This window comes from Ileibacterium valens (assembly GCF_001945525.1).
Lineage (GTDB): Bacteria > Bacillota_I > Bacilli_A > Erysipelotrichales > Erysipelotrichaceae > Ileibacterium > Ileibacterium valens.
On the sequence record NZ_MPJW01000125.1, the window covers coordinates 1 to 1,560 of the forward strand.

At 54.1% G+C, this 1,560-nt stretch carries 1 rRNA gene; it reads left to right on the plus strand.

The annotated features are described in order from the left end of the window. Positions 1-25: 25 nt before the first annotated feature. A 16S ribosomal RNA gene (locus tag BO222_RS06185) occupies positions 26-1,550 on the plus strand. The last annotated feature ends 10 nt before the right edge of the window (positions 1,551-1,560 follow it).

Here is a 1,560-nt window from a genome sequence, read left to right on the forward strand (position 1 = left end):
AAAACGCAAAAGCGTTGAGTCAAATCAAATGGAGAGTTTGATCCTGGCTCAGGATGAACGCTGGCGGCATGCCTAATACATGCAAGTCGAACGGTATCTTTGGATACAGTGGCGAACGGGTGAGTAACACGTAGGGAACCTGGCCATACCTGGGGGATAATTTCTGGAAACGGAAACTAATACCGCATGGGTTTTGCTTAAGCCTTTAAGCGAAATGAAAGAAGCGCGAGACGCTTCGGGGATGGATGGTCCTGCGCTGCATTAGCTGGCTGGTGAGGCAACGGCTCACCAGGGCGATGATGCATAGCCGGCCTGAGAGGGCGGACGGCCACACTGGGACTGAGACACGGCCCAGACTCCTGCGGGAGGCAGCAGTAGGGAATTTTCGTCAATGGGGGCAACCCTGAACGAGCAATGCCGCGTGAGCGAAGAAGGTCTTCGGATTGTAAAGCTCTGTTGCCGGGGAAAAAGGAAGGAAAGAGGAAATGCTTTTCTTTGGATGGTACCCGGCCAGAAAGTCACGGCTAACTACGTGCCAGCAGCCGCGGTAATACGTAGGTGGCAAGCGTTATCCGGAATGATTGGGCGTAAAGGGTGAGCAGGCGGTTCTTCAAGTCATGAGTGAAAGGCAGAAGCTTAACTTCTGTTGGCTGATGAGACTGGAGAACTTGAGTACAGGAGAGGGCGGCGGAACTCCATGTGTAGCGGTAAAATGCGTAGAGATATGGAAGAACACCAGTGGCGAAGGCGGCCGCCTGGACTGAAACTGACGCTCAGGCACGAAAGCGTGGGGAGCAAATAGGATTAGATACCCTAGTAGTCCACGCCGTAAACGATGAGGAGCAGGTGTCGCAATGAAATGCGGTGCCGAAGCCAACGCAATGACTCCTCCGCCTGGGGAGTATGCACGCAAGTGTGAAACTCAAAGGAATTGACGGGGGCCCGCACAAGCGGTGGAGTATGTGGTTTAATTCGAAGCAACGCGAAGAACCTTACCAGGCCTTGACATGGGAAGCGAAGGCTTAGAGATAAGCTGGAGGTTATCTTCCACACAGGTGGTGCATGGTTGTCGTCAGCTCGTGTCGTGAGATGTTCAGTTAAGTCTGGCAACGAGCGCAACCCTTATGATATGTTGCTAACATTGAGTTGAGGACTCATATCAGACTGCCGGTGACAAACCGGAGGAAGGCGGGGATGACGTCAAATCATCATGCCCCTTATGGCCTGGGCTACACACGTACTACAATGGCGTCTACAGCGCGAAGCAAACCAGTGATGGCAAGCGAACCGTCAAAAGGCGTCTTAGTTCGGATTGAAGCCTGCAACCCGGCTTCATGAAGGCGGAATCGCTAGTAATCGCGGATCAGCATGCCGCGGTGAATACGTTCCCGGGCCTTGTACACACCGCCCGTCAAACCATGGAAGCCGGCAACGCCCGAAGCCGGCGGCATAACCCGCAAGGGAGTGAGCCGTCGAAGGCGGGGCCGACGACTGGGGTTAAGTCGTAACAAGGTATCCCTACGGGAACGTGGGGATGGATCACCTCCTTTCTAAGGAGAA